The 25,992-nt window shown below is 60.2% G+C and carries 24 protein-coding genes and 2 tRNA genes; 8 read left to right on the top strand and 18 right to left on the bottom strand.

The features are described 5' to 3' along the window. Window positions 1–26: 26 nt before the first annotated feature. The 13 genes from ACIQJ2_RS21580 to ACIQJ2_RS21520 all read right to left on the bottom strand — a co-directional run bounded on the left by ACIQJ2_RS21580 (window position 27) and on the right by ACIQJ2_RS21520 (window position 11,516). Window positions 27–1,574, bottom strand: coding sequence for a SpoVR family protein (locus ACIQJ2_RS21580; RefSeq protein ID WP_199143896.1), 1,548 nt, complete (start codon window positions 1,572–1,574; stop codon window positions 27–29). Further along, window positions 1,574–2,845, bottom strand: coding sequence for a YeaH/YhbH family protein (locus tag ACIQJ2_RS21575; protein ID WP_199143894.1), 1,272 nt, complete (start codon window positions 2,843–2,845; stop codon window positions 1,574–1,576). Before ACIQJ2_RS21575 ends, ACIQJ2_RS21580 begins: the two co-directional genes overlap by 1 nt. An 18-nt stretch (window positions 2,846–2,863) precedes the next feature. Then, window positions 2,864–4,810 carry a PrkA family serine protein kinase gene (locus ACIQJ2_RS21570; protein WP_199089001.1) on the bottom strand — a complete coding sequence of 649 codons (1,947 nt, stop codon included), beginning with the start codon at window positions 4,808–4,810 and terminating at the stop codon, window positions 2,864–2,866. 339 nt (window positions 4,811–5,149) lie between these two features. Beyond that, a tRNA-Phe gene (locus ACIQJ2_RS21565) sits at window positions 5,150–5,225 on the bottom strand. 196 nt (window positions 5,226–5,421) lie between these two features. Further along, the gene (gene yacG / locus ACIQJ2_RS21560) at window positions 5,422–5,637 is read right to left on the bottom strand and encodes a DNA gyrase inhibitor YacG (protein WP_199143892.1); all 216 of its coding nucleotides are present in this window, start codon (window positions 5,635–5,637) and stop codon (window positions 5,422–5,424) included. A 4-nt stretch (window positions 5,638–5,641) separates the two neighbouring features. Next, window positions 5,642–6,262, bottom strand: a complete 621-nt coding sequence (locus tag ACIQJ2_RS21555) for a Maf-like protein (protein WP_199143889.1) — start codon at window positions 6,260–6,262, stop codon at window positions 5,642–5,644. 114 nt (window positions 6,263–6,376) lie between these two features. Continuing rightward, on the bottom strand, window positions 6,377–6,595 hold the full coding sequence (gene infA / locus ACIQJ2_RS21550) for a translation initiation factor IF-1 (protein WP_004117876.1): 219 nt from the start codon (window positions 6,593–6,595) through the stop codon (window positions 6,377–6,379). A gap of 142 nt (window positions 6,596–6,737) precedes the next feature. After that, the gene (locus ACIQJ2_RS21545) at window positions 6,738–7,211 is read right to left on the bottom strand and encodes a low molecular weight phosphatase family protein (RefSeq protein WP_400677998.1); all 474 of its coding nucleotides are present in this window, start codon (window positions 7,209–7,211) and stop codon (window positions 6,738–6,740) included. Window positions 7,212–7,216: 5 nt separating this feature from the next. Beyond that, window positions 7,217–7,690, bottom strand: a complete 474-nt coding sequence (locus ACIQJ2_RS21540; protein ID WP_400678000.1) for a UPF0262 family protein — start codon at window positions 7,688–7,690, stop codon at window positions 7,217–7,219. A 3-nt stretch (window positions 7,691–7,693) separates the two neighbouring features. Continuing rightward, a complete protein-coding gene (hisD, locus tag ACIQJ2_RS21535; RefSeq protein ID WP_400678001.1) occupies window positions 7,694–8,992 on the bottom strand; it encodes a histidinol dehydrogenase in 1,299 nt (432 codons plus the stop codon). 57 nt (window positions 8,993–9,049) lie between these two features. Then, window positions 9,050–9,493: a DUF2948 family protein gene (locus ACIQJ2_RS21530; RefSeq protein ID WP_400678002.1), complete on the bottom strand. Its 444-nt coding sequence runs from the start codon at window positions 9,491–9,493 to the stop codon at window positions 9,050–9,052. Window positions 9,494–9,807: 314 nt separating this feature from the next. Further along, window positions 9,808–11,100, bottom strand: coding sequence for a UDP-N-acetylglucosamine 1-carboxyvinyltransferase (gene murA / locus ACIQJ2_RS21525; protein WP_400678004.1), 1,293 nt, complete (start codon window positions 11,098–11,100; stop codon window positions 9,808–9,810). A gap of 161 nt (window positions 11,101–11,261) precedes the next feature. Further along, entirely contained in the window at window positions 11,262–11,516 is a 255-nt protein-coding gene (locus ACIQJ2_RS21520; RefSeq protein WP_400678005.1) for a hypothetical protein, read from the bottom strand. Between the two features lie 154 nt (window positions 11,517–11,670). Between ACIQJ2_RS21520 and ACIQJ2_RS21515 the strand changes: the two genes are divergently transcribed. Then, window positions 11,671–11,745 (top strand) — tRNA-Thr (locus tag ACIQJ2_RS21515). A gap of 625 nt (window positions 11,746–12,370) precedes the next feature. Here the strand turns inward: ACIQJ2_RS21515 and ACIQJ2_RS21510 are convergent. Next, window positions 12,371–13,012: an outer membrane protein gene (locus tag ACIQJ2_RS21510; protein ID WP_400678007.1), complete on the bottom strand. Its 642-nt coding sequence runs from the start codon at window positions 13,010–13,012 to the stop codon at window positions 12,371–12,373. A gap of 355 nt (window positions 13,013–13,367) precedes the next feature. On the opposite strand from ACIQJ2_RS21510, the gene ACIQJ2_RS21505 reads away from it, so the two are divergent. Next, window positions 13,368–14,432, top strand: a complete 1,065-nt coding sequence (locus tag ACIQJ2_RS21505) for a D-alanine--D-alanine ligase family protein (RefSeq protein WP_400678008.1) — start codon at window positions 13,368–13,370, stop codon at window positions 14,430–14,432. 39 nt (window positions 14,433–14,471) lie between these two features. Here ACIQJ2_RS21505 and ACIQJ2_RS21500 read toward each other — a convergent pair whose 3' ends face one another. Together ACIQJ2_RS21500 and ACIQJ2_RS21495 are read right to left on the bottom strand one after the other, a co-directional pair. Continuing rightward, window positions 14,472–14,819 carry a CAP-Gly domain protein gene (locus ACIQJ2_RS21500; RefSeq protein ID WP_400678009.1) on the bottom strand — a complete coding sequence of 116 codons (348 nt, stop codon included), beginning with the start codon at window positions 14,817–14,819 and terminating at the stop codon, window positions 14,472–14,474. Between the two features lie 170 nt (window positions 14,820–14,989). Then, window positions 14,990–15,868: an AraC family transcriptional regulator N-terminal domain-containing protein gene (locus ACIQJ2_RS21495; protein WP_400678010.1), complete on the bottom strand. Its 879-nt coding sequence runs from the start codon at window positions 15,866–15,868 to the stop codon at window positions 14,990–14,992. A 183-nt stretch (window positions 15,869–16,051) separates the two neighbouring features. Between ACIQJ2_RS21495 and ACIQJ2_RS21490 the strand changes: the two genes are divergently transcribed. The 3 genes from ACIQJ2_RS21490 to pdxA all read left to right on the top strand — a co-directional run bounded on the left by ACIQJ2_RS21490 (window position 16,052) and on the right by pdxA (window position 19,342). Further along, the gene (locus ACIQJ2_RS21490; RefSeq protein WP_400678011.1) at window positions 16,052–16,903 is read left to right on the top strand and encodes an oxidoreductase; all 852 of its coding nucleotides are present in this window, start codon (window positions 16,052–16,054) and stop codon (window positions 16,901–16,903) included. A 226-nt stretch (window positions 16,904–17,129) separates the two neighbouring features. Next, window positions 17,130–18,329, top strand: coding sequence for a four-carbon acid sugar kinase family protein (locus tag ACIQJ2_RS21485; RefSeq protein ID WP_400678013.1), 1,200 nt, complete (start codon window positions 17,130–17,132; stop codon window positions 18,327–18,329). After that, a complete protein-coding gene (pdxA, locus tag ACIQJ2_RS21480; protein WP_400678015.1) occupies window positions 18,326–19,342 on the top strand; it encodes a 4-hydroxythreonine-4-phosphate dehydrogenase PdxA in 1,017 nt (338 codons plus the stop codon). Before ACIQJ2_RS21485 ends, pdxA begins: the two co-directional genes overlap by 4 nt. Window positions 19,343–19,347: 5 nt before the next feature. Here pdxA and ACIQJ2_RS21475 read toward each other — a convergent pair whose 3' ends face one another. Next, window positions 19,348–20,262 (bottom strand): LysR family transcriptional regulator, encoded by a 915-nt coding sequence (locus ACIQJ2_RS21475; protein ID WP_400678016.1) that lies wholly within the window; start codon window positions 20,260–20,262, stop codon window positions 19,348–19,350. A gap of 112 nt (window positions 20,263–20,374) precedes the next feature. On the opposite strand from ACIQJ2_RS21475, the gene ACIQJ2_RS21470 reads away from it, so the two are divergent. The 3 genes from ACIQJ2_RS21470 (at window position 20,375) to ACIQJ2_RS21460 (ending at window position 22,673) form a co-directional block, all read left to right on the top strand. After that, window positions 20,375–21,121 carry an SDR family oxidoreductase gene (locus tag ACIQJ2_RS21470; RefSeq protein WP_400678018.1) on the top strand — a complete coding sequence of 249 codons (747 nt, stop codon included), beginning with the start codon at window positions 20,375–20,377 and terminating at the stop codon, window positions 21,119–21,121. A 100-nt stretch (window positions 21,122–21,221) separates the two neighbouring features. Continuing rightward, complete coding sequence (locus ACIQJ2_RS21465; RefSeq protein WP_199151471.1) at window positions 21,222–21,695, top strand: VOC family protein; 474 nt, start codon at window positions 21,222–21,224, stop codon at window positions 21,693–21,695. A gap of 231 nt (window positions 21,696–21,926) precedes the next feature. Continuing rightward, window positions 21,927–22,673 carry a metallophosphoesterase family protein gene (locus tag ACIQJ2_RS21460; RefSeq protein WP_400678019.1) on the top strand — a complete coding sequence of 249 codons (747 nt, stop codon included), beginning with the start codon at window positions 21,927–21,929 and terminating at the stop codon, window positions 22,671–22,673. A gap of 153 nt (window positions 22,674–22,826) precedes the next feature. Here ACIQJ2_RS21460 and ACIQJ2_RS21455 read toward each other — a convergent pair whose 3' ends face one another. After that, complete coding sequence (locus tag ACIQJ2_RS21455; RefSeq protein WP_400678021.1) at window positions 22,827–25,982, bottom strand: efflux RND transporter permease subunit; 3,156 nt, start codon at window positions 25,980–25,982, stop codon at window positions 22,827–22,829. Window positions 25,983–25,992 lie beyond the last annotated feature (10 nt).

The raw sequence follows: 25,992 nt of genomic DNA, 5'->3' as shown, positions 1-25,992 counted from the left end.
GCGGCATGCTCTAGTCAAGCCAGCGTTTATGCCGCAAGTGTGGAAGCGCGTGGATGAACCAGATGATCGCGAAGCACCGTGCCCGAGCGGTCGACCTCCTGCATCAGCACATCATAGCTCCAGAGGTCGGCCAGGTGCTGCAACACGCGCTTGGCGTCCATATCCTCAAGCAGCGTACCATTGAGCACCGTATGCCTGAGCAGGAGCTTTCTGTCGCCGGCAAGGTCGACATCGACGATCTCGATATGCGGATCGATCCAGCCGACGTCATATTGCCGCGCCAGCTCCCGGCGGATGCGCCGATAGCCGCGCTCGTCATGGATTGCCGCCACCTTCAGCCCCTCTTCTTCCTCCGGATCGTCGGTGAGCTGGAACATCCGCATCTTGCGCATCAGATGCGGGCTGAGGAATTGTGAGACGAAGCTCTCGTCGCGATAATTCGCCCAGAGATCGCGCAGCACCGCCATGGCGTCGCCGGTGCCGGCGATCTCCGGAAACCACTGGCGGTCCTCATCCTTGGGCTTCGTCACGATGCGCTCGATATCCTGCATCATGGCAAAACCGATGGCATAGGGATTGAGGCCGGAATAGCGCTGATCGTTGAAGGTCGGCTGGAAAACCACGTTGGTATGCGATTTCAAAAATTCCAGAAAATCGCCGTCGCTGATGCCGCCAAGCTCATGCAGCCGCGTCATGATGCGATAGTGCACATAGGTCGCCGTGCCCTCGTTCATCACCTTGGTCTGGCTCTGCGGATAAAAATACTGAGCGACATGCCGCACGATGCGAAGGATTTCGCGCTGCCAGGGCTTCAGCCGCGGCGCCATTTTTTCCAGGAAATAGAGGATGTTTTCTTGTGGCAGACCCGCAAGCGAACGCCGGCGCTCCAGATCGAGATCGGGCGCTTTTTTGCCTGCCCCGACCGGAATGGTGCGCCAGAGGTCGTTGAAAATCTTCTCGTCGTACTCGCGCCGCTCGCGCTCGCGCTTTTCCTCGTCGCGCAGGTCCGGCGTCTTCTTGCCGGCATAGCGGTGGACGCCGTGCGACATCAGTGCATGGGCCGCATCCAGCGTCCGCTCCACGGCCGCATGGCCGTAGCGCTCCTCGCAGCGTGCAATATAGCTCTTGGCGAAATTGAGATAGTCGAGAATCCCCTCCGCATCGGTCCAGAGCTTGAAGAGGTAGTTGTTCTTGAAGAAATGGTTGTGGCCGAAGGCGGCATGCGCGATGACAAGCGCCTGCATCGTCGCCGTGTTCTCCTCCATCAGGTAGGAAATGCACGGCGAGCTGTTGATGACGATCTCATAGGCGAGCCCACGCAGGCCCTTGCGGTAGAAGGCCTCGTGATGCGCGAAATGCTTGCCGAAAGACCAATGCTTGTAGAAGAGCGGCATACCGATCGAGGAATAGACGTCGAGCATCTGCTCGGCGGTAATGATCTCGATCTGGTTGGGATAGACATCGAGGCCAAGCTCGCCAATGGCGATCTTCTCGCAGGCATCGTGGATTCGCTGGATGGTGGCGAAATCCCAGTCCGCACCCTCAAAAAGCCGTTCCATCGATGCTTTCGCCATTATCCGCTCCTTGTTTCCGCAGTCCTGCGCTGGAAGAGATCGTGGAAGACCGGATAGATCTGGCTGCGATCGTTCACGCGCCGCATGGAGAGCACGGGCCAGGCTGCCTGCAGCCGCTCGTAAAGCGACCAGATCGCCGAGCCGGAAGAGATCGCCATGCCGCGCGCCTCGCCCACTTCCAGATAGGCGAAATACTGGCAGACCGGCAGGATCTCGCCGGTCAGCAGCGCCGCTGTGGTAGCATTGTCGGAATAGGCATTGTCGCCGTCCGATGCCTGTGCCGCATAAATGTTCCAGTCCGATGCCGGAAAACGATCTTGCACGATCCGCCGCATGGCTTCGAGCGCGCTGGATACCTGCGTGCCACCGGTTGCCGGGCTGCGGAAGAAGGTCTCCTCATCCACCTCCTCGGCCACGTCCGTATGGCGGATGAAGACGATCTCGACCCGGCGGTACTGCCGGGTGAGGAAGATGTAGAGCAGCATGTAGAAGCGCTTGGCGAGGTCCTTCATATGCTCCGACATCGAGCCGGAAACGTCCATCAGGCAGAACATCACGGCCTGCGCCACCGGCTTCGGCTCATTCTCGAAACGACGATAGCGAATATCGATCGGGTCGATATAGGGGATGCGCCGCACCTTGGATTCCAGCAGCTTGATCTCGGCCTCGAGCTGCGCCCGGCGCGTCTCGTCCTTGCACTCCTCCGCCTCCTCGACGAGCTTGGCGACCGTTTCCGGCTTAGGTCGATGCAGCGCGACACGCCGCATCATGGCCAGCCGCATGGTGCGGTTGATGGCGAGATTGGCGGGCGAGCCGGTGACGGAATAGCCGGAGCGAACCGGGTTGATCTGGTCCGCAGACATCAGTCGCCGTTTGGCCAGATCCGGCAGCTCGAGATCGTCGAGGAAGAGATCGAGGAATTCGTCGCGGGTCAGGATGAAGCGGAAGGCATCCTCGCCGGTGCCGTCGCCACCGGCCTGCGGCTTGCCGCCACCACCCTCGGGACGCGGAAGAATGTCGCCCTCGAGGAAGTCCTTGTTGCCGGGAAGAATATGCTCCTTAAGCCCCTCGGGGCCGCGATGGAACCGAGGCTCCTCGGTTCCATCCAGTGGAATGCTGATTTCGCCACCTTTCAGAATGTCCTGAATGTCGCGTTTCTGAGAGGATTCATAGACCGCTCTCTGCACCAGCGCTTTTGCTCTTCGCAAAAATCGTTGACGATTTTCTAGACTTTTTCCGCCTGGGTTCAGGCGTCTGTCAACAATGTGCATTCCTTCTTCCTTGGTGGCTCATCCCGCCTGTTTTACACGCATGTACCATTCCACAAGCCGCCGAACCTGCCGCTCGGTATAACCCCGCGCGACCATTCGCTCGACGAATTCGCCATGTTTCTTTTCGGACTCACCGTCCTTCTTGGACCCGAACGAGATAACAGGCAAAAGATCCTCCACCTGGGAGAACATCCGCTTTTCGATGACTTCGCGGATTTTCTCGTAGCTCGTCCAGGACGGGTTTTTACCGCCGTGGCTCGCCCTTGCTCTCAAGCAGAACTTGACGATCTCGTTGCGGAAGTCCTTCGGATTGGCGATGCCGGCCGGCTTCTCGATCTTGGTGAGCTCCTGGTTGAGAAGCTCCCGGTCCAGAAGCTGGCCCGTATCCGGATCCTTGAAATCGACGTCCTCGATCCAGGCGTCGGCATAGTCGACATAGCGATCGAAGAGGTTCTGTCCGTAATCCGAATAGGATTCCAGATAAGCCTTCTGGATCTCATGCCCGATAAACTCCGCATAGCGCGGCCCGAGCTCGCTCTTGATGAACTCGATGTAGAGCTTCTCGGTTTCGAGCGGCAGCTGTTCCCTGCGGATCGACTGCTCCAGCATATACATCAGATGCACCGGATCGGCACCGATCTCGGTCGTGTCGTAGTTGAAGGTCGCTGCCAGTACCTTGAAGGCGAAACGGGTGGATGCTCCGTCCATGCCTTCATCGACACCAGCCGTATCGCGATATTCCTGCACGCTGCGCGCTCTCGGATCGGTCTCCTTCAGGCTTTCGCCGTCATAGACCCGAAGCTTGGAGAAGGCGGTCGAATTCTCGTGTTTGGAAAGTCGCGTCAGAACAGTGAAGCGGGCGAGCGTTTCCAGGGTCGACGGCGCGCAGGGCGCGTCGCTGAGCTCGGATTCCTCGATCAGCTTCTCGTAGATCTTCTGCTCTTCGGTGACCCGCAGGCAATAAGGCACCTTCACGACGCAGATGCGGTCGATGAAAGCCTCATTGTTCTTGTTGGCCTTGAAGGTCTGCCACTCCGACTCGTTGGAGTGCGCCAGAATGATGCCCGAGAAGGGAATGGCGCCGATATTCTCGGTGCCGATATAGTTGCCTTCCTGGGTCGCCGTCAGCAACGGGTGCAGCATCTTGATCGGCGCCTTGAACATCTCGACGAATTCGAGAATGCCCTGGTTGGCGCGGTTCAAGGCACCCGAATAGCTGTAGGCATCCGGGTCGTTCTGCGCCAGGCTTTCGAGCTTGCGGATATCGACCTTGCCGACCAGCGAGGAAATATCCTGGTTGTTCTCGTCACCCGGCTCCGTCTTGGCGACGGCGATTTGCCGCAACCTCGATGGCTGCAATCGGACGACGCGGAAGCGGGAAATGTCGCCTTCGAACTCTTCAAGCCGCTTCAGGCACCAAGGGCTCATGAGCCCCGTCAAGCGCCGGCGCGGAATACCGTAGCGCTCTTCGAGCATCGGCCCCATGGTCACGGGATCGAACAGGCTGAGAGGGCTTTCGAAGACCGGGCTCAGCTCGTTTCCGGCCTTGAGCACATGGATGGGATGAACCTCCATCAGCGATTTCAACCGCTCGGCAAGCGATGACTTGCCGCCGCCGACGGGGCCGAGCAGATAGAGAATCTGCTTGCGCTCCTCCAGCCCCTGGGCCGCATGGCGGAAGAAGGCGACGATACGTTCTATCGTCTCTTCCATGCCGAAAAAGCCCGCAAACGCTGGATAAGTCCGGATGGTCCGGTTCATGAAAATACGCCCAAGTCTCGTGTCCTTGGCCGTATCGATCAGCAGAGGTTCTCCCATGGCTGCCAGCAGCCGCTCTGCCGCGTTGGCGTACATGAGCGGATCCTCCCGGCAGCCTTCTAGGTATTCGGAGAATGACATCTCGACTTCGCGCCGTGCTTCGAAAGTACGGGCGAACGTGTTGAATAGTACATCGTTGTTTGACATGGCGCCCCGTTAGCTTGCTATTGCAAATAAACGCTGGACTTAACGAGATCACTTGATCCCGCTATATCTAAGGTGCGGTATCAGTCTCTTCGAATCAATAGGTGACCCGTACAATAATTCGTACGCCTGATTGTAAATACCATCAACATCTTGAAGTGCTCATGCACTAAATTAATGAAGAACCATCTTCAAGTTGTCGTGATTGGAATTCACTCACCACAGGGTGCACCTCCCGCCGAGGCCGCTACGCGAACTCTTCGACGCAAAAAGCCCGATTTCAGCGAAAATCTGATCTGAAACCAGAACAATTCCATTGTCGGCATGATTTGGGAGAAAAGATGGTGCCCAGAGCCGGAATCGAACCAGCGACACGCGGATTTTCAATCCGCTGCTCTACCAACTGAGCTATCTGGGCATCCAGACTTCACGTCAAACGAAGGGCCTTTGCAGGCACTGGGCGGTTGGTTCGCCCCGGAAGCGAGCGGGGTTATAGCATCTTGTTCGGCCATGTCCAGCAGCAAATGACTCTTTTTTGACAGGAAATCGAATTTTGGCAATTCGCGAACAAAATGAAGGGGTTCGTAAGGTCGAGCAACGCGGGAAAACCGCATTCAGTCCTGATCGGAGCCGTCGGCCTTGGTCTCGTCCTCGGTGACGGGGATGGCGTAAGAGCCGTTCAGCCAGCGCGAAAGATCGAGCGAACGGCAGCGATCGGAGCAAAATGGATAGTGTTCGCGCACCGAAGGCTGGCCGCATTCTGCGCAAGCACGCGTCTTGCGCAGCGGCTCAACTTTCGAACCTACCTTGATCTTATCGATCCTCGCCATGAGCCTATCCTTCCTGCCATCCGGCGTGGACATCGAATCCCTCGCCCGCCAGCAGCAGCATGGTTTCATAAAGCGGCAATCCGACGACATTGGTGTAGGAGCCGACAAGTTTCTGCACGAAGGAGCCGGCAAGCCCCTGAATGCCATAGGCTCCTGCCTTGCCGCGCCACTGGCCAGACGCCAGATACATTTCGATATCGCGGCTCGAAAGCCGCTTGAAACGCACCTTGGTCTCGACCACCTTCTGACGCAGCTTACGGTCCGGCGTGATCAGGCAGATGCCGGTATAGACGACGTGGCCGCGGCCGGAGAGCAGGTGCAGCGCCGAGGAAGCTTCGTCGATAAACTCCGCCTTCGGCAGGATGCGACGCCCGACGGCAACCACCGTATCGGCCGACAGGATATAGCTGCCCTGCCATGCGGCATCGCTCTTGATGCCTGCAAAGGCCGCCTCACCCTTTTCCGCCGAAAGCCGCCGCGCCAGCGAGCGCGGATGCTCCGACTTCTTCGGTGTCTCGTCGATATCCATCGGCATGAGACGCGCGGGTTCGATGCCGGACTGGTGCAACAGTTCGACGCGGCGCGGCGATCCGGAAGCCAGTATCAGCTTGTGTTTCAACGCCATCAGACCTCGACCTGTCATGCGGGAATGAGAACCGGCTCTAGAGCATGATGCCGAAAAGTGTCAGCCGTATTCGGGCGACATCATGCTCCACTTCTTGGAACCGAGAGCGGCGAACTACTTGAAACGGTAGGTGATGCGGCCCTTGGTCAGGTCATAGGGGGTCATTTCCACCAGCACCTTGTCGCCGGCAAGAACGCGGATGCGGTTCTTGCGCATGCGGCCCGCCGTGTGGGCGATGATCTCATGCTCGTTTTCCAGCTTCACGCGAAAAGTCGCGTTCGGCAGGAGTTCGGTGACGACACCGGGAAATTCGAGGACTTCTTCTTTCGGCATTAAAGCTTCTTTTCCTGTCGGTTGAGGTCGGCGCCCATGGCAAAAAGCCGGGGGTCGCCGGAAATTGCGCGGAAACTACACAATCGCCGCGGTTTTGTGAACCTCGTTGATAAGGGTTTCTGCATTTGTTTCATCGGCAGCTCTAAAGCGAACCGCGATGCTCCACAAGTCGGCTCTCGATCAACCCGAGCAAATGGTCCCGAACGCCGCGATAGGCATCGAGAACCTGGTCACGCGTGCCATCGGTCGCAGAGGGGTCCATGGTCGGCCAATAGATGACCTCGATGGCGTTCGCCCGCGTCAGCTCAAGCGCAGCGTGATGCGCCTCCGGCGAGAGCGTGATGATGATATCGAAGAAGTCGTCCTCGAGCTCCTCCAGGGTCTGCGGCTGCCGGCGCCCCAGCGAAAGCCCGATCTCATCGAGCACGACGTCCACGAAAGGATTGCGTTCGCCGGCACGCACGCCCGCCGAGGCGATATAAGTGCCTTGCGGCAACATGCTGCGCGCGATCGCCTCCGCCATCGGTGAGCGGATGGCGTTTAGCCCGCACATGAAGAGGATGGCGCCTGGCGCTTTGCCGTTGCCCACATGCCTCTGCTCCTGCGGCTGCTCCATGCCGGTCACCCGCGCCAGTAGAGCACGCAGACGAGCGTGAAGAGCCGGCGTGCCGTGTCGAAATCGACGGCGATCTTGCCGTCCAGCCGATCCATCAGCGTTTGAGAGCCTTCGTTATGGATGCCGCGACGCCCCATATCGATGGCTTCGATGCGGCTCGGGGTGGCCGAGCGGATCGCCTCGTAATAGCTCTCGCAGATCATGAAGTAGTCCTTCACGATGCGCCGAAACGGCGTCAGCGAAAGAATATGCGTGGCGACGATGCTGCCATCCTCGATGCGGATGTCGAAGACGAGCTTCTGGTCGACCAGCGACAGATTGAGCAGATAGGGTCCGCCGCCGTGGCCGATCGGCGCAAAGCTGTTTTCTTCGATGAGGTCGAAAATGGCGACGGCGCGCTCATGCTCGACATCCGGCGTCGAACGGCCGATCGTGTCGTCCAGGACAACGTCGCTCAGCCGGAAGACGCCCTTGGCCATCCCTTACCCCTCGAGATTGAGGCGGATCGCGACCGATCGCGCATGTGCGTCCAACCCTTCGGACTTGGCAAGCGCGATCGCCGCCGGCCCAAGTGCGCGAAGCTGCTCGGGACCGAGCCGCAGGATCGAGGTGCGCTTGACGAAATCAAGCACGGAAAGACCCGACGAAAAGCGTGCCGAGCGCGCCGTCGGCAGCACGTGGTTGGAACCGCCGACATAATCGCCGATCACCTCGGGCGTATGACGGCCGACGAAGATCGCGCCGGCATTGCGGATGCCCGAAAGCAGCGGCTCAGGATCGTCGACCGCAAGTTCCAGATGCTCGGCGGCGATACGGTTGGCAAGCGGAATGGCCTGCTTCAGATCTGCCACCAGGATGATGGCACCGAAATCGCGCCAGCTGGCTGCTGCAGTCTTCGACCGGCTCAATTGCTTGATCTGGCGCTCGACGGCACTTTCCACCGCCTTGCCGAATTCGGCATCGTCGGTGATCAGGATCGACTGCGCGCCTTCGTCATGCTCGGCCTGCGCCAGGAGATCGGCGGCAAGCCAGTCCGGATCGTTGTTCTTGTCGGCAATGATAAGCACTTCGGAGGGGCCGGCGATCATGTCGATGCCGACAGTGCCGAAGACATGTCGCTTGGCGGCGGCAACATAGGCATTGCCCGGGCCGGTGATCTTGTAGACCGGCGCGATCGTCTCGGTGCCATAGGCAAGCGCTGCAATCGCCTGCGCGCCGCCGATGCGATAGATTTCCTCGACGCCGGCCATGCGGGCGGCGGCAAGCACGGCCGGATTGATGGCGCCGCCCATGGTGGGCACGGCAATGACGATACGGTCGACGCCGGCAACCTTGGCCGGCACGGCGTTCATCAGCACCGAGCTCGGATAGCTCGCCGTGCCACCCGGCACATAGAGACCGACCGCTTCGATCGCCGTCCAGCGCGAGCCGAGGCCGACCCCGAGATCATCCTCATAGATATCGTCCTTCGGCAGTTGCCGGCGGTGATGCGATTCGATGCGGGTCGCAGCGACCTTCAGCGCGCCCAGCACTTCGGCCGGAACGGCCTCGATCGCCGCGTCGATCTCCGCTTCGCTGACGCGCATCGGCGTGGTGGCGAAATCGATGCCTTCGAATTTCTTGGAATAATGCGCAAGAGCCTCATCGCCGCGTGCCCGTACATCGTCGATGATGCCACGCACCACGGCATTCACATCCTCGGATACTTCCCGCTTGGTCGTCAGGAAAGCGGCGAACTGCTGCTCGAACCCTTCCGACGCCTGATCCAGCCAGATAGCCAACGCTGATATTCCTCTTTCACTGCAGCCGCCCTGAGCGGCAAAACCTAACCGTCGCTGCTATTCGCCCGCATCCGGATGTCGGGGCTTATGCGCCGTTTCCCATGCGCCACCGATATCGGCAAGCTGAACTTCGATGCATTCGACATCGAGCGCAATGGTGGCGTTGCCGGCAAGCGTCAGTTCAATCGTACCGTCAGGCCCTTCGCCCTTCTGTTCGAAGCGGATGGCGAGCAGCGACAGCACCTCATCGCGCTTGCGCCGGTCGATGCCGTTGGAGCGCACCGCCTGTACCCGTTTGAACACGAGCGCGGCGCGATGGCGCTCATAGGACTTCTTGCGCTCTTCCGAGCGCTCCCAGTCGAAGCGATTGGCTGCGAGCGAGAAGTGTTCGAGCTTCGGCGCGAAGGACATATCGCCGACCTTGAAAACGCTATCCTGCATATGCGCGGAGATGACGGCCAGATCCTCGTTGTCGAGTGCCATTAGCTTGAGATTGCTCATTCGCTCCTTAATCCCCGATCGCGCTACCGCATCGGCCCGAAAATCTGAAACGATTTTCGGAAAGCCCGATGCGTAGATTAAAAGAGTTAGAGCGTCCACTGTGCTTCCAAAAGGAAGCACGGCGCTCTAGCAAACGTCGTCTCCGACGTTTCTCTTCTGTGGACATAAGATGGGAGCGCAAAAGACGCAACCGAAGAAAGCGGGCTTGCCCGCTCTCTTCACGACAAGAAGTGGAATTGGCGCATCCTGCGCGGCCGTCCGCCGTATAACAGCGAAGGCAAGCCAGGCATTAAAAGCGCTGACCCTATGGAGCTTTAGTCGCTGATGCGCTCGACGATGGCGCCGCAACGCGTCAGCTTGTCTTCCAGACGCTCGAAGCCACGGTCGAGGTGATAGATGCGCGACACCAGCGTCTCGCCTTCGGCGGCAAGGCCGGCGATGACGAGCGAAACGGAGGCGCGAAGATCCGTCGCCATGACAGGCGCGCCCTTCAACTTCTCGACACCTTCGATTCGGGCCGTCTGGCCGGACAGCGAAATCTTGGCGCCAAGGCGGGCAAGCTCCTGCACGTGCATGAAACGGTTTTCGAAAATGGTCTCGGTGATGTGCGAAATGCCGGACGAGCGCGTCATCAGCGCCATGAACTGCGCCTGCAGGTCCGTCGGAAAGCCGGGGAACGGATCGGTGACGACGTCGACGGGCTTGATGCCGCCGCCATTGCGCATGATGCGGATGCCGTTATTGGTCTGCGAAACGTCAGCGCCGGCGCGGCGCAGGCTTTCGAGCGCCGTGTCGAGCAGCGCCATATCGGTGTTTTGGAGCGTGACGTCACCGCCGGTCATGGCGACGGCCATGGCGTAGGTGCCGGTCTCGATACGATCCGGCAGCACGCGATGACGGGCGCCGGAGAGCGAGGTGACGCCTTCGATGGTGATCGTGCTGGTGCCGGCGCCGGAAATCTTGGCGCCCATGGCGATCAGGCAGTTGGCGAGATCGACGACTTCAGGCTCGCGGGCGGCATTGCCGATGACGGTCGTGCCGCGGGCAAGCGTCGCCGCCATCATCAGCACATGCGTCGCGCCGACGGAAACCTTCGGGAAGACATAGCGGGCGCCGATGAGGCCGCCCTTCGGCGCGGTGGCGTTGATATAGCCGCCGTCGATTTCCATGGTGGCGCCGAGCGCCTCAAGACCCTCGATGAAGAGATCGACCGGGCGCGTGCCGATGGCGCAGCCGCCGGGCAGCGAAACGCGCGCCTGGCCCTCACGGGCGAGCAACGGCCCGATGACCCAGAAGCTCGCGCGCATCTTGGCGACCAGCTCGTAAGGCGCTGTGGTATCGACGATGGTGCGGCAGGTGAAATGGATGGTGCGGGAATAGCCGTCTTCCTGGCGCTCGCGGCGGCCGTTGACGGCAACGTCAACGCCGTGATTGCCGAGGATGCGCATCAGGAGCTCGACATCGGCCAGATGCGGCACGTTTTCGAGCGTCAGGGTATCGCTGGTCAAAAGCGAGGCGATCATCAGCGGCAGGGCGGCATTCTTGGCGCCGGAGATCGGAATGATACCGTTGAGCTCGTTGCCGCCGACAATCCTGATACGATCCATATGTGCAATACGGGCGAGGCCCGCCTTTCCTGAAGTTCCGTGCGCCAAATTTCACGCGCTTTGGGAGAAAGCGCTGTTTAGATGAAATAGATTAACGCATCAATTCGTTTGATGATGGGCGACATGAATCATTGCGATTCGTCCATTTTTGCGGCAGCGCCCTACTCATCCCCTGTTTTTACAGCCTCTGCTTTTGCCGCCGGCAGCCCATCCGTCTCGTCGGCCTGACCGGCACGGCGCGCCCGCACCTGCTGTTTGCGGCGAGAAAGATTCTCCCGTAGCTTCAGCGCCGCGCGCTCGCGCCGCCGATCCGCCTCGGTGATCTGCCCGGCATCCGCACGCTCGGCCGCCTCGCCTGATGTCGAACCACCCTGCAAAGCCTGCTCTTCATCGATTTTTGTCTTGTCTGCGACCATGCTTTTCCATAGCCGAAAACCTCAGCCTTCAAAAGACCGACACATTTTTTCCAACGATCTTTCACAGAACTTGCAATTTGCGGCTTGCACTCCGCCTCCACCTATGGCAATAGCCGCCTCGCCCAATACGGCGCACCTATCAGCGCCACGGAATGCTGCTATAGCTCAGGGGTAGAGCACTCCCTTGGTAAGGGAGAGGCCGAGAGTTCAAATCTCTCTAGCAGCACCAGTTTCTCACAACTCAATCGCTCTAAATTTTCCCGCCTTGGCTGCGCTAAATCCGTTTGCCTTAGACCGGCTTCAAAGATAGCTCGTACATTTTGTTATTCCCCCGCTCGTGCAAGCCGATAGAGCAGCTGTGGAGCGGGTATTGATGAACACCTATACACTGGCTACATTGATGTCGGCGATTGATCGGCGCGCTGCCTAAAAGACTTTCGCTCCTGTCATGTGCCTCGGGCCGAGGTTTGGGATGACTTTTTTCACCAGGCTCTAAGGAGTGACTGCGATGAAGTATCGCAAATACAAAGGTCCATTAGGCTGTGTAGCACACCTAATGCAGAATGACCCAATGCTAGGCCAACATCTTTTGGATGCTCATGTTATTAGGACACTTGATCCTATGGACGAGCATGATCGCAATGAAATTGAGGCGGCCAAAATGCGATCGGAAGAGCGACGCAGGTATTGGATCAACTCCCTCAGGAAGTAGATAGCGGAACTCCTGACGGCTGATCGCCATTATGCTTCAGCTCGCCGCGCGTTCTCTTCGGAACAAAGCATTCCAGTCGTAAAAACGAAAGCCCCGCCAACAAACGCCAGCGGGGCTCTCCAAATCAAACCAGTCCTAAATCTTAGAACTTCACGCCGACGCCAACGGAGATGACGTGTTGGTCGAGGTCGGCCTTGATGCCGTAGAAGTCCTTGTCGCCGAAGCTATTGAAGCGGTATTCGGCGCGGGCGAAGATGTTGTTGGTGAAGGCGTAGTCGACGCCGGCGCCAACGGTCCAGCCGTTGAAGGTTTCGGTTTCCTTGTCGCCCAGAGCCTTGACGAAGCCGCGCGTCGCGGTCCAGCCGCCGGTTGCGTAGACGAGCGTGCGGTCGAAGGCATAGCCGACGCGGGCGCGAACGGAGCCGGCGACATCCGTGCCGACCTTTACCTTCGTGCCGAAGAAATCGTAGTTGTTCGAGTTCCAGTTGTAATTGAGATCGCCTTCGACGCCGAGGACGACGTTGTTGCTCAGCTGGTAGTTGAAGCCGGCAAAGCCGCCGATGAAGCCGCCGTTGAAGTTATCGGACGTGCTTGCGCCGGGAACGCTGAAATCACCATTCAGCCAGCCTGCACCGCCGTTCACACCAAGATAACCGCCCGTCCAAGAAAAGCCGCTCTCCATAGGCGCAGCAGCAGGAGCAGTCGGTGTTGCGAGATCGGCAGCATGGGCAGACACCGCGAAAGTTGACGCAATCACCGCAACGGACGCGAACAGGAATTTCATAATGCTTTCTCCTCAATATAGATGCACTACGCTAAATCGTAGATACCAGCTCTATACAACCTTGAGGAAAACAATGCTGTGTTGAATTTGTCACATTTCATGCAATTAACAGGAGAAGAAAAGCAACGATACCCCTTCGGCAAATAGATTATGCGCAACCGGGGCGAAGCAAGGCGAGGCAAAACACGACAGATTGTGCGGAAAGCGGCCGCAAGCGCAGGAATACCGGTATAGTCGCGAAATCGTGTCGCATCCGGTTCTCGCCCGCTGCCGGCCAGCCTCCCCAATTTGGCTGCAATCCCCCGTTTTAACCCTTCTCCCATCACATCCATCTTGCCCCGGGAGAAAAGCCTCAATGTCGAAACTACGCGTCGCCGTTCTGTTTGGCGGTCAGTCCACCGAGCATGAGGTTTCCGTCATGTCGGCCCGCAATGTCGTCAAGGCGATCGATGGCGGCAGATATGAGATCGTGCCGATCCTGATCGACCGCGTCGGGCGCTGGCTGCTGACGGAGGAAAAGGACGGCGCCCTGCCGGAGGCGATTGCCTATGAAGGCCGGCAAGTCTGCCTGGTTCCGGGCGGCAAGGGCCAGCTGATGGCGCTGGATGGTTCTGGCGCGCGCGAACTGCCTGCGGTCGACGTGCTGTTTCCAGTGCTGCATGGGCTGAACGGCGAGGATGGCTCCATCCAGGGCCTCGCGCAGATCGTCGGCCTTCCCCTCGTCGGCTGCGGCATTCTGGGCTCGGCCAACGCGATCGACAAGGATATGGCGAAGCGCCTGCTGCGCGAGGCCGGTCTGCCGGTGGCGCTCTCCCTAACGCTGACGCGCGGCGACAAGCCCGATTTCAATGAGATTGCGAGCGCACTCGGCTCGCCCGTCTTCGTAAAACCCACGCGCCAGGGCTCGTCGGTCGGCGTCAGCAAGGTGCAGGATGCCGCAGCGTTCGAAGCGGCGCTGGCAGAAGCCTTCCGGCATGACCGCAAGGTGCTGGTCGAGGAATTCGTGCGCGCCCGCGAGATCGAATGCGCCGTGCTGGAACAGCCTGACGGCACGCTCTTCGTCTCGGTGCCAGGCGAGATCGCCACGGCTGCGACGCATGGCTTCTACTCCTACGAGGCGAAATATCTCGATCAGGATGGCGCCGTCGTCACCGTGCCTGCGGATATTCCGGCCGAGACGGCAGAAGCGCTGAAGCGCATGGCGGCGGATGGCTTTCGGGCTCTCGGCTGCGAAGGGTTGGCGCGCGTCGATTTCTTTCTACGGCCGGATGGCAGCGTCGTCATCAACGAGATCAACACCATGCCGGGCTTCACCAATATCAGCATGTATCCCAAGGCCATGGGCGCCTCGGGCATTTCCTATCCGGAGCTTGTCAGCCGCCTGATCGAACATGGGCTTGCGCGGGCGCGGCAGGCCTAGTTCAGAGGGGCGGCAGGGTATAATGCCGCCCGCCAGGCATCAGACCTTTTCCTTCTTCTTGGTCTTCACCTTCGGCTCTGCTGGCGCATCCGGCGTTGGCACCAGAAGCTTTCTGAGCGAAGCGATCTTGTCCTTCACCAATGGACGGAAGCGGCTGGCGCGATAGGGCATGTCGGCGGCGCCGTAGCCTTCCGGGCCGTCATCATTGCCGCGATGGATCTCTTCCAGCTTCACCCCGATAAAGGTGCCGTCGACATAATGCGTGTATTCGCCGACCCAGCGGATGGTGTAGATCGTTCCCTTGCGGATCAGCTGATCGATGCTGACATGCTTGAACTTGTCATCGATGCAGACGACCTTCTGGCCCACATGGAAATCGTAACTCACCCTGCCCTCCTCAAAGCGATGAAACATCATGGCCCCTGCCGCTATGACAGGAAGATGGCCACATATCGGCAACATGCCGCCGGCAGAAGCCAGCAAGCCGTTTTATGCTATGCCGGACGGACAAACCAGACCGCATGGCTTGAACAGGACGGCCCGCCGGCAAGGCGGGTTCAGGTGCCGCCGAGAAAGGCCGCGTCTGCCGCCGGTGGCCGGCCAAACAATTTGCGGTATTCACGCGTGAACTGCGTCTGGCTGTCATAGCCGACCTCAAATCCGATCTCCCGGGCGCTTGCCTCACGAAGAAGCAACCTGCGGCGCGCTTCCTGCAGTCGAATGAGCGCTCGATATTGCAGCGGCGACATCAAGGTGACGGCCTTGAAATGCCTATGCAGCGACGTCGCACTCATTCCCGCCATATCGGCCAGCTTTTCGATGCTCATGGCCTCGGCGAAATGCTGCTTTATCCAATCGGTAACGCGGCCGATCTGCGCCAGATTCGTCCCCTGCGTCGCAAGCTGCCGCAGCATCGGCCCGAGTTCACCCCGAAGCAGCCGGTAGTATAGTTCCAGCCTGGCGAGCCTTGCCATCATCTCGATATCCTCGGGCGTGTCCAGGCAGGAGACGAGGTTCAATGCCGCGCGCAGGATCTCCGGCGTCTGCTGCGACACCGCAAGCCCGGTGTGATCGCGCTGCCCGGCCGTATGGGCCGATGGAATTTCCGCAAGAACCCTTGCGATCTCCTCCCGGTCCAGCTCAAAGGACAATGCCAGGTGCGGGGCGGCCGGATCCGCCTGTTCAACCCGCGCAGATACCGGCAGATTGACTGTCGCGATGAAATATTGCGCGGAATCGACACTGAAGGTCCGCTCTCCCAGCTGAATGGTCTTTGCCCCCTGCAACACAAGGCAAATTCTCGGGCTGTAGACACTGTCCGTCGGCAATGTCGGCCGGCTCACCTTGTAAAGCGTCAGTCCTTGCACCGCGGTCGTCTGCTTCTGAACGGCAGCGTGACGGCTGATCAGCGCTCTGAGCTCTGTTGACGGTTCCATAGATCGGGCTTTCACGAATGGCGGCATTTCCGGCGCATGATATCTCTCATCGGCAAAATTGGAAGGATCGTATGAAAGTCTGGTCCTTCTGCCCTAACACCCGAACCTCGGCCGCTCCTAGATTCGGTCCATGCGGTGCTTCTCCATGAGGGCCGCCAGGACATTCAAAAGGAAGAGCTGAACATGAACGATACACCAGTATGGTTTATCACCGGATCGTCTGCAGGCCTTGGGTTCGAGATTGCAAAATCCGTGCTCGAGCGCGGTTGGCGCGCGGTCGTCACAGCCAGGCAGCCTGAACAGCTGGAAGCGCTTGTCGCCGAGCACGAAGGGCGCGCCCTGGCGCTCCGCGTCGATGTTACCGACAAGTCCACGATCAAGACAGCCGTGGCCGACTCCATCGCCGCATTCGGCAGGATCGATGTGCTGGTCAACAATGCCGGCTATGGTTATCTCGCCGCAATCGAGGAAGGCGATGATGAGGGCGTGCGCAAACAGTTCGAAACGAATCTGTTCGGTCTGATCGATGTCACCAAGGAAGTATTGCCCGGCATGCGCAACCGCAGGAGCGGCCATATCGTCAACATTTCGTCGCTGGGCGGCTTGGTGGCATTTGCCGCCACCGGCTATTACCACGCGACCAAATTTGCCGTCGAAGCGATCTCGGAATCACTGTCCTACGAGGTTGCTCCGCTCGGTTTGAAAGTGACGATCGTCGAGCCCGGTGCGTTTCGCACCAACTGGGCCGGCAGCTCGATGGTCGAGTCCCCGATCAGGATCGACGATTATGCCGACACGGCCGGAAAACGGCGCCAATCGACGAAAGCCTCCTCTGGCAATCAGCCCGGCGATCCCTCACGCGCCGCAGCCGCAATCATAGAGGCGGTCGAGGCCGAAGTGCCGCCGCTTCGGTTGCTTCTGGGCGCTCCGGCGCTCGATATTGCCTACAAGCGCCTGGAAGCGCTCAAGGCAAACTTCGACGCCTGGAAGGATGTTACTCTGAGCGCCGACTTCCCGGCTTCTCAGCCAAACTGACGTTCGCACGGACCGAGCATCGCGACCCTGTTGTTGGCGATGCTCGGTTACACGCTGGCCGTCAACGCGGAGAATGTCGCGGCACGATGAATGAAACGGTGACAAAGCAATGCGTTGACAAGCTTCGTGGAAGGCTGAACATAGCCCTTCGTCCAAGCAGCCGTAAGGCCTTGCTTTCATGTTCATACCCGATACCCGCAAGGCCCGCTGAAGGCGCTAGAAGTCCATGCCCACCCTCCGCCTCATTGCCGACGACCTCACGGGCGCACTCGATACCGCAGTCGAATTCGTCGGCGTCTACGGGCATATCGAGGTGCTGCGCAGCAATGCGCTCCCCACAAACCTGCCGGATTGCCTGGCGATCGATAGCGGCACCCGCGAGAAAACGGCTGCGGAAGCTGAGATAGCAGTCGGCGGCATTGCGCCGTTGCTGGAGCGGGCGGATCTCGCCTTCAAGAAGGTGGATAGCCTGTTTCGCGGGCCATGGGCCGTCGAGCTTGCAGCCTGCTTTCGGCTGGGTCACTGGCGGCACTGCATCCTGGCGCCGGCTTTTCCGCATCATGGACGGCATACAAGGGGTGGACGGCAGGTCCTCTTCGCCGGCAAGGACGCCTGGCGCGATGTCAGCGGCGATCTGGTCGCGCAGTTACGGGCAGAAGGGCTGCCGGCTTTCAACACGACGCTCGACCAGGCCTCCGTCGATGGCGCTGAAAAGCAGCCTGTTCCAGATGGTATCCACGTCTTCGATGCGCATACCCAAGAAGATCTGGATGCCGTCATCGCATGGGTATCATCACAGCTGGAGGGGCCAGTCCTCTGGAGCGGCACAGGCGGCCTCGCTCGCGCCTTGGCACGCAATATCGAACAGGCAACGCGTCATCTGCCGCGCACGGAAAAGAGTGCAGACACGCGGCGAGCGGCTCCGGCAGTCCCCATTTCACGCCGGCTGCAGAGGCCGGTGCTCGGCCTGTTTGGCTCTGATCAGCCGATCACGCTGGCGCAACTGGAGGCCTGCGGTCCCTATTGGCTGAAGCTTGCGGAAGATGCGAATGCAGATGCCGTCTCTCGCCAGATCCATCATGGCGGCGTCGCCATGGTCAGCCTCGATCTGCCCGGTGGGCTCGAGCGCGAAGATGCTACGAGACGCATCGCCACGACCTTCGGCAGGATAGCCAAGGCACAATCGGCTCCGGCCACATTGATCGTCGCCGGCGGCGAGACGTTGCGCAATCTCTGTGCGGCGCTCGACGTTACCGCGCTCAGCATCACCGGCCAGGCAGCGCCTGGCCTGCCGCGCTCGACGATTGTTGGCGGCCCCTGGCAGGGCACCACGGTGATCTCCAAATCAGGCGCATTTGGCGGCCCGACCCTGTGGCGCGACCTGTTGAACGAAAATGCGCTCATCGCCGGAGGAGAAGAACCATGACGCGGCATCTGGCGATCACCATGGGCGATCCCGCCGGCATCGGCCCGGAAATCATCATCAAGGCCGCAGCGCGGCTCAAAGATCGGATCGATGAAGGTAAGCTGAAACTAACGATTATCGGTAGCGGTCCAGCTCTACGGCTCGCCCGGCAGCAACTCGGTCTCGATATCGAGATCCCCGAAACGCAGATGGAGAGCGGCTGGCCGAACCTCTGCTTCATCCAGGCCGACACCGAAGGAGAACCAATTCTGCCGGGCGTTCTCTCTGGCGATGGCGGACGCATGGCCTTCAAGGCGATCGGAAAGGGCGTTGAGCTCGCCATGTCAGGCAAGGTCGGCGGCATCGTCACCGCACCGCTCAACAAGGAAGCGCTGAACAGGGCTGGCTTCCACTATGCCGGCCACACCGAACTCCTGGCGGAGCTCACGGGGGCCCGCGGCTCCGTCATGATGCTGGCCCACGGCAATATGCGCGTCAGCCACGTCACCACCCATGTCGCGCTGGAGGATGTGCCGAAACGACTGACGCCTGAGCGGCTCCGTCTCGTCATCGACTTGACCGACAAGGCGCTCAGACATCTCGGCATCGCCAGACCGAAAATTGCGGTCGCTGCACTCAACCCGCACGCCGGTGAAGGCGGCCTCTTCGGGCGGCAGGATCTCGACATCTCCGCACCCACCATCGCCAAGGCCGTCGAAGATGGGTTCGATATCGTCGGCCCGGTCCCCGGCGACACCGTCTTCGTCAAGCTTCGCGCCGGCCAGTACGATGCCGTCATCGCCATGTATCACGATCAGGGACATATCCCCGTCAAGCTGCTCGGTTTCGAAATCGATCCTGCGACCGGCAAATGGATGGATCTCTCCGGCGTCAACATCACGCTCGGCCTGCCGATCGTGCGTACCTCCGTCGACCACGGCACGGCTTTCGACATTGCCGGCAAGGGCATCGCCAATGAGCGCAGCCTGATCGAAGCGATCGAATTCGCCGAAAGGCTTGCGAGCGAGGGATAGCATCCTCAAGAGGCAATCGATGCCTCGCCGAGGAGCAAATCGGTCCGCTCGGAGAGCAGTTCAAGGAAGGCTTTCGTCCTGGCGGCCGGTCGCGGCCCCGGTGGATAGATGGCGTGGACGTTCACTCGCCTGAGCTCATAGGACGGCAGCACGGGAACGAGCCTTCCTTCAGCGATCTCCTGACTGCAGACGGGAGCGAACAACGCGCCAATTCCCCTCTCAGCCAGCACCGCCTCCATGAGCGGCCTCCAATGATTGACGCGCCATGCGGTACGGATGGGGACTTCCACCGATGCTCCGCCGGGGCCGATCAGATGCAGCCGCTCATCTGCCGCGAAACCTGCGACCCTGATGAAGGGATGTGCGGCAAGCTCCATCGGCTCATGCAGCTGTCCATGTCGTGCAATATAGCCCGGAGCGGCCAGCACGAGCCGCCGCATCGTCCCCAGTCGGCGAGCGATGAAATTGCCGCTGCCGATCTCGCCGATACGGATAGAGAGATCCACGCCTTCGGTCATCGGATCGACGAAGCGATCGTTCAAGGTCACATCGATTGCCAGCGCCGGATGCAATGTTTGGAATTCGATGAGCAGCCTCGGCAGTGTCGTCTCCCCGAGCCCATGCGGCGCGGCAATCCGAAACGTTCCGTTCAGCGATGTCTCGGCCGAAGCGACGGAAGCCTCGGCCTCCTCTGCGGCCTCGATGGCACGCTTGGCATACTCGTAGAAGCGCGCGCCCGCGTCCGTTGCCTGCACCGAGCGGGTCGTCCGGTAGAGGAGCCGGGCGCCGAGATGTTTCTCCAGCTTCTCGACCCGCTCGCTGACCGTGGGTTGGCCGAGGCCGAGATCGCGCGCCGCGGCCGAAAGGCTGCTGCGCTCGACGACGCGAATGAAGATGCGCATGGCGGAAAGCATGTCCATATCGGTACTCTATCGTATTTTACGATAAATAACATCGCCTCTCGCCACCTTCTAAAGCATACGCCGATTGACGAATTTTAGGCTGGTCAACAATCCAACCGGAGAAGCAGTCGTGCCAACCAACACCATTTCAGCAGACAATAACCAGCTTCAATCGTTCCAGGGCCAGAATATCATCATCATCGGCGGCTCGTCAGGCATCGGCCTCGCGGCCGCAAAGCGGGCCAAGGACGCCGGCGCCAACCTCTTTCTGGTGTCGCGCAACGCCGAGCGCCTTCGAAAGGCTGCGGAAGCAATCGGCGGCGCGACCCAGATCGTGGCTGACATTGCAGCCCCGCCGCCGGCGATATTTGCAGGGCTCGACCGGATCGATCACCTGCTGATCACGGCCGGAAGTGTGAATCTGCAATCGCTCAAGGATCAGTCGGAGACGGATCTCGCAAAGGTCATGCACGAGCGTCTGATCGGGCCTCTGCTTGCCATCAAGGCCGCTCTTCCGCTTCTTCATCTGGCCAGCTCGATCACCATGACCTCCGGGCAGTTCGCCTCGCGCCCCGCCGCCATCGGCGCGGTGGTGGCCGCCGCTGTCGCTGCGGTCGAAAGCACGGTTCGCGCCCTTGCCCTTGAATTGTCGCCGATGCGCGTCAACGCGGTTTCACCGGGATGGGTCGATACTCCGCTGCTCGACGGATTGATGGGCGAGGGAAAACGGCAGGTGCTGGAGCAGACGGCTTCGACCCTGCCCAGCCGCAACATCGGCCGGCCGGAGGACATCGCACAGGCGATCCTCTTCCTGATGGCAAACCGCTACATAACGGGAGAAATCTTGCACATCGATGGTGGCGGCCGTCTGGTTTAGCCATCAGAGAACCAAGGTATGGGAAAAATTTCGCAGCCTTGTCGGCTTCGCCGCTTCTCTTTCGTCCTTCGGACATTGAAACGAGAGAGAGGAGCATACGATGTCCAAGATTGCCCCATGCCTGTGGTTTGCGCGAGAGTCGGAGGAAGCCGCGAATTTCTATGTGTCGCTCTTCCCCAACTCTCGCATCGATCACGTGCAGAAGAACGTTGTCGATACGCCTGCCGGCAAGGCCGATCAGGTTCTGGTCGTCAATTTCACGCTTGCCGGTCAGCGCTTCATGGCGCTGAATGGCGGCAACCACATTGAATTCACCCATGCGATTTCGCTGGAAGTGGACTGCGCCGATCAGGCCGAGATCGATCGTCTGTGGGACGGCCTTGCCGACGGTGGAACACCCGTAGCATGTGGCTGGATAACGGACCGCTTTGGCGTTACCTGGCAGATCGTACCGACCGTACTCAGCAAATATATCGGCGATCCGGATCAGACCAAGGCCGCCCGCGTCATGCAGGCAATGATGCAGATGGTCAAGCTCGACATCGCCGGCCTTGAAGCCGCCTATCGCGGCTGAGCACCATTGCCGTTCGGAGGTTCCGCAATCTGCGCGACCTCCGAACCCACTGGTTAGTCTCCGGCAATTTCACCTTTTCCGATCGACCTTTCCGCCCGCATGGCTTGCGGCCGGTCGCAGCTTGGAATACCGTCACGTGCAGACTCGCCCCAAGCGGGTTTCTCAAAGCTATTTCAAGCAATTGGACCGCCTTGGCCATCAGGCTCAACCCGGCGGGAAACGGTCGATTTCATGCAACATCAACGGGATCGCATAGACCTCACCGGACGCGAATATGCGGCGGTCTATGCAATGAGTGACATCCACGGCTGCTACCACGACATGGCGAAAGCTCAAGCGCGCATCGTCGAGGATGCCCGCGGCATTCCTGGTCGAAAGCTGCTGGTGTTTCTGGGCGATTACATCGATCGCGGTCCGCATTCCAGCGATGTGCTGGCCCATCTCTGCGCACCGCCGCCCGAGGGCTTCGACCGTTATGCGTTGTGCGGCAATCACGACGACGTTTTTCTGCGTTTTCTGGAAGACCCCGACGCCAACCGCCGCTGGCTCGACCTATTCGGCGCACTGCCGACACTCGCTTCCTATGGTGTAGATACCAACGAGATCCTGTATGCCCAGGGCCGCAGCCTCGTTGAGCTGCGCGACCTAACGCTCAAGGCGATGCCGCCGGCACATGTCGAGCTGCTGCGGTCTCTTGCCGTGGCTGTTACCTTGGGCTCGACCCTCTTCGTCCACGCCGGTATCAAGCCGGGCATACCGCTCGCGGACCAAACCGATGAGGACCTGATGTGGATCCGCGAACCCTTCCTGTGGGATGGCCCGCAATTGCCGCTGCTGGTCGTTCATGGGCACACACCGGGCTCCGAGCCGGTTTTCGCCCAAGGCCGCATCGGCATCGATACGGCCGTCTCCATGGGCGGAACGCTGACAGTTCTAAAAATCGCCGACGGCAGGCAAACGATCCTGCCCCCACTCTAAAGCCTTTCCGCTTTTCTTCGATTTGCGAAAATGCTCCATCTTTTTGTTATCGCGCAATTCCGGACGGAAAACCGCTGCGCACTTTTCCTGGTATTGCTCTAAGCAACCCAAACGAAAACCCCGGCAGAAGCCGGGGTTTGTCTTTCAAGAGCCTTACTCCGCCGCCACGGCCGGCGGCAGCTGGATGTTGTTGTCCTGCTCTTCGGCTTGATCCTTGGCCGGCGGCTCTGCGGACTTGTGCTTCGGTTCCCGGCCGAAGAACAGCGCATAACCGGCGGGCAACACGAAGATCGTAAGGATCGTCGCCACGAGGATGCCGCCCATCATCGCATAGGCGAGCGGACCCCAGAAGACGCCGCGCGAGATCGGGATCAGCGCCAGCACGGCGGTCAGCGCCGTCAGCATGATCGGCCGGAAACGACGCACGGCCGAGCCGATGATCGCCTCGCTTCGCTCCATCCCCGCCGCGATATCCTGGTCGATCTGGTCGACGAGGATGATCGAATTACGGATGATGATGCCGAGCAGCGCGATGACGCCGAGGATCGCCACGAAGCCGAAGGGCGCGCCGCTGATCAGCAAGGCTGCCGCCGCGCCGATAATGCCGAGCGGACCGGTCGCCAGCACCAGCATCGCCTTGCCGAAGTGCTGCAGCTGCGCCATCAGCAATACGACGATGATGACGAGCATGATCGGCGCCTTGGCGGCAATCGAGGCCTGGCTCTCGGCGCTGTCTTCGGCACCACCCTGGATCTCGATCTTGTAGCCAGCAGGCAGGCTGTTACGGAGATCAGCCATGTCATTATAGAGCTTGGCCGTTACGTCGTTCGACTGCACATTGTCGGGCAGCGTTGCCCGCACCGAGATCGTCGGCAGGCGGTTGCGGCGCCACTCGATGCTCTGCTCCATCACAGGTACGATCTTGGCGACCTGCGACAGCGGAACGAAGCCGCCCGAATCCGTGGGTATATAGACCGAGTTGACCGACGTCAGCAGATGACGGCTTTCCTCCGGCTCGCGGGCAACGATCCCGACTGTTTCCTCGCCCTCGCGATAGTTGTCGAGCGTGAAGCCGGACATGGAGGCCTGCAGCATCTGGCGGATACGCTGCGAGGTGACGCCGAGCGCGCGGGCACGATCCTGGTCGATGACCAGTTTCATGGCAGGCACTTGCTCGAGCCAGTCGTCATGGATGGCGCCAAGCAGCGGATTCTGGGCAAAGCGCTGCTTCACCTGATCGGCGATATGGCGAACCTCTTGCCGATCCGGACCCATCACGCGCATCTGCACAGGCCAGCCGGTGGGCGGACCAAGGAACAGGCGATCGACCTTGCCGCGAATGGCCGGGAAGTCTTCCGCCAGGATGTTGCGCATCTTGGTGATCAGACGCTCGCGCGCTGGTTCATCCTTGGCCATGACCAGCATCTGGGCATAGTTCGGATTCGTCAGCTGCTGATCGAGCGGCAGGAAGAAGCGCGGCGCGCCCTGGCCGACATAGGTGGCGATGAAACGCTTGTCCGGATCATCGGCCATGCGAGCTTCCAAGGCCTGCGCCTGACGCTCGACTTCCTTGATGCTGGTGCCTTCGGGCAGCCACAGATCCACGAGGATTTCCGGACGCGACGATTGCGGGAAGAAGTTCTGCGGAATGAACTGGAAGGACCACAGGCTGCCGACGAAGGCGGCAAGCGTCAGCAGCAGGACAATGACGCGATGGCGCACAGCCCAGGCGACCGACGAATACAGGCGGCGATAGAACCGCGTATCGAATACGTCATGATGCTCGCCGGCATGATGCCGCTGCTTGAGGATCATGTAGCCGAGCCATGGCGTGAAATAAACAGCCACGAACCAGGAGACGACGAGCGCGATGCCGACGACATAGAACAGCGAGCGGACATACTCACCGGCCGTCGATGCCGCAAAGCCCACCGGAATGAAGCCGGCCGTGGTGATCAGCGTGCCTGTCAACATCGGGAAAGCGGTCGAGGAATAGGCGAAGCTGGCGGCATCGAGCTTTACCAGCCCCTCTTCCAGCTTGCGCTCCATGAGCTCGACCACGATCATGGCGTCATCGACCAGCAGGCCGAGTGCGATGATGAGCGCACCGAGCGAGATACGCTGCAGATCGATGCCGAGTTCGTACATGATGGCAAAGGTGGCGGCCAGCACGAGCGGTATGGCGATCGCGATCACAAGACCGGAGCGCCAGCCGATCGACAGGAACGAGACAATCAGCACGATGACGAGCGCTTCGCCGAGCGCATGCATGAACTCGCTGATGGCGTCGGTGACGACGTCAGGCTGGTTGGCGATCTGGTCGACCTGAACGCCGACCGGCAGCGAGGCTTCGAAGCGCTTATAGGTCTCCTCGACGGACTTGCCGACATCGGTCACCTTGAAGCCCGGGGCCATGACGACGCCCAGCTGCACGCTCGCGCGGCCATTATACAGGAACTTGGCGGTATATGGGTCTTGCAGGCCAGCCGTCACGGTGGCGATATCGCCAAGGCGGGTCACCTGGCCACCAGCGGTCAGCCGCAGGTTCTTGATATCCTCGATCTTGTTGACGTCGCCCTCGACCGAAATGCGTACCGAGCGCGTGCTGGTATCGACATTGCCGGCAGGATCGACATTGTTCTGACCGACAATGGCATTTCTCAAGTCGTTGAGCGTCAATCCACGCTCGGCCAGAACCTTGGAGGAGACGTCGATATAGATCTGCTCCGCCTGGTCGCCGATGATGGTGGCCTTCTCGACACCGGGTGTCGAAAGCAGCATGTCGCGCGCCTGGATGGCGAATTTTTTCAGCTCCGGATAGCTATAGCCGTCGCCGCTGATCGAGTGCAGCGTGATAAAGGTATCGCCGAACTCGTCATTGAAATAGGGACCGAGCAGGCCGGACGGGAGTTCGTTGCCGATATCGCCGACCTTCTTGCGGATCTGGTAGAAGGCGTCCTTCACCTCAGCAGTATTGGTATCGCCCTTAATCTGGACGGTCGTGATGGCAAAGCCGGCGCGGGTATAGGATTTGACCCAATCGAGATGCGGCGTTTCCTGCAGCTTGCGCTCGATCTTGTTGACCACCTGGTCTTCCATATCCTGCAGGGAAGCGCCGGGCCACACGGTCTGCACGACCATGACGCGGAAGGTGAAATCGGGGTCTTCCTTCTGGCCCATATGGGTCAGGCCGAGCGCGCCGGCGATGATGATGAGCCCGAACAGGAAGCGCGCGATGCTCGGATGGGCGATCGCCCAGCGCGACAGGTTGAAGCGCTGCTTCTCACCGGAAGTTTTGTTGGTGGACATTGTCTAGCCC

The organism is Rhizobium sp. NPDC092011, assembly GCF_044756305.1.
Classification (GTDB): Bacteria; Pseudomonadota; Alphaproteobacteria; order Rhizobiales; family Rhizobiaceae; genus Rhizobium.
This window is presented reverse-complemented; position numbering and strand designations above follow the sequence as displayed.